Genomic DNA, 1,456 nt, shown 5'->3' with positions numbered 1-1,456 from the left:
GGCCGTGCAGTGCCTGGCCCGCCGCGGGCATCTGCCGGGGCCGGCGGACCCGTACGGGCGCTCCCGCACCGGGGGCAGCCCCTTCCACTTCGCCGGGCTGCCCGGCCTCGTCATCACGGCTCCCGACACCGAGCCGGAGCCGATCCTCAAATGCCCCCAGGCGCAGCTGGAGCGGCAGTTCGAGGCCCGGGCCGCGGCGGCGGGTGCGCGGATCCTGCGCGAGCACCGGGTCACCGCCCTGGTCCGGGAGCCGGACGGGGTGCGGATCGAGGCGGAGGGTCCGCACGGGCCCGTCGTCTGCACCGCCGGGTACCTCGTGGGGGCCGACGGTGCGCGCAGCACCGTCCGCGAGCAGGCGGGCATCGGCTCCGAGACCCACCCGGCCACGGTCTCCGCGCTGATGGGCGGGGTCATGCTGGCGGAGCCGGACGTGCTGTCCGCGGGCTGGCACCAGACCCCGCGCGGCTGGATCGTCGCCAAGCGGGACCCGGACGGCAGGACGCACCTGCGCACGCTCAACTGCGCCGGGGCGCACGCCGACCGGCACGCCCCGCCCACGCTGGAGGAACTGCGCCGGGAGGCGTCCTGGATCGCCGGGCGCGAGATCGCGATGGAGGACCCGCGCTGGCTCGGCAGGTTCAGCGATTTCACCCGGCTGGCCACGGCCTTCCGGGCGGGACGGGTGTTCCTGGTGGGGGACGCGGCGCACGTCCACTTCCCGATCGGCGGGCAGGGTCTGAGCACCGGCGTGCTGGACGCCCTCAACCTGGCCTGGAAGCTGGCGCTCGCGGTGCACGGGCAGGCGGGGCCGGGCCTGCTCGACACGTACGACGCGGAGCGCAGGCCCGTCGCCCGGCGGGTCATCGAGAACACGCGGGCCCAGCTCGCCCTGATGCGCCCGGGGCCCGAGCTCGACGCCCTGCGCGGGGTGTTCAGCGGGCTGTTGGCGCAGGACGCGGCCCAGGACCACCTCGGCGGCCTCATCAGCGCGCAGGACACGGTGCTCCCGGAGCACACCAGGGGGCACGGACCGGGCGCAGGAACGTTTCTGCACAATGCCGTGCTGACCACCTCGACCGGCGACGCCGATGTGATCGGACTGCTCCGGGACGGCCGGCCGCTGCTGCTGCTCCTCGGGGAGAAGGGTGAGCGCCACCGCGAGGAGGCCCGGGCCTGGGACGGGATCCTGCGCGTGGTGCGGGCCCGGCCCACCCCCGAAGTGCCGTACGAGGCGCTGCTGGTGCGGCCCGACGGCTACATCGCCTGGACGCCGGGCGGCACCGGCCTGGCCGCCGCGCTTTCGGAGTACTTCGCCGGGGGCGCCCGCGCGGTGTGCCCGTGACGGAGCCGGGGGCGGGGGCGGGGCCCCCCGCGGCCCCCGCCCCCCCCCCCCCCGCCGGCGGCGCGCCCCGCGCCGCCGCGCCCGGCGCCCCCGGGGCACGGCCGCCGCCCCCGC

General features: G+C 77.7%; 1 protein-coding gene. It reads left to right on the top strand.

What is annotated here, in order from left to right; all coding sequences use genetic code 11:
- The coding region (locus ACFXA3_RS34085; RefSeq protein ID WP_385193330.1) for an FAD-dependent monooxygenase at window positions 1-1,342 on the top strand (1,342 nt) is incomplete at its 5' end.
- Between the last annotated feature and the right edge of the window lie 114 nt (window positions 1,343-1,456).

Origin of the sequence: Streptomyces sp. NPDC059456 (assembly GCF_042750055.1) — a bacterium.
In the GTDB taxonomy this organism is placed as follows: domain Bacteria; phylum Actinomycetota; class Actinomycetes; order Streptomycetales; family Streptomycetaceae; genus Streptomyces.
Note: the sequence above shows the minus strand (reverse complement) of the source record. Positions and strands in the feature narration are given on the sequence as shown.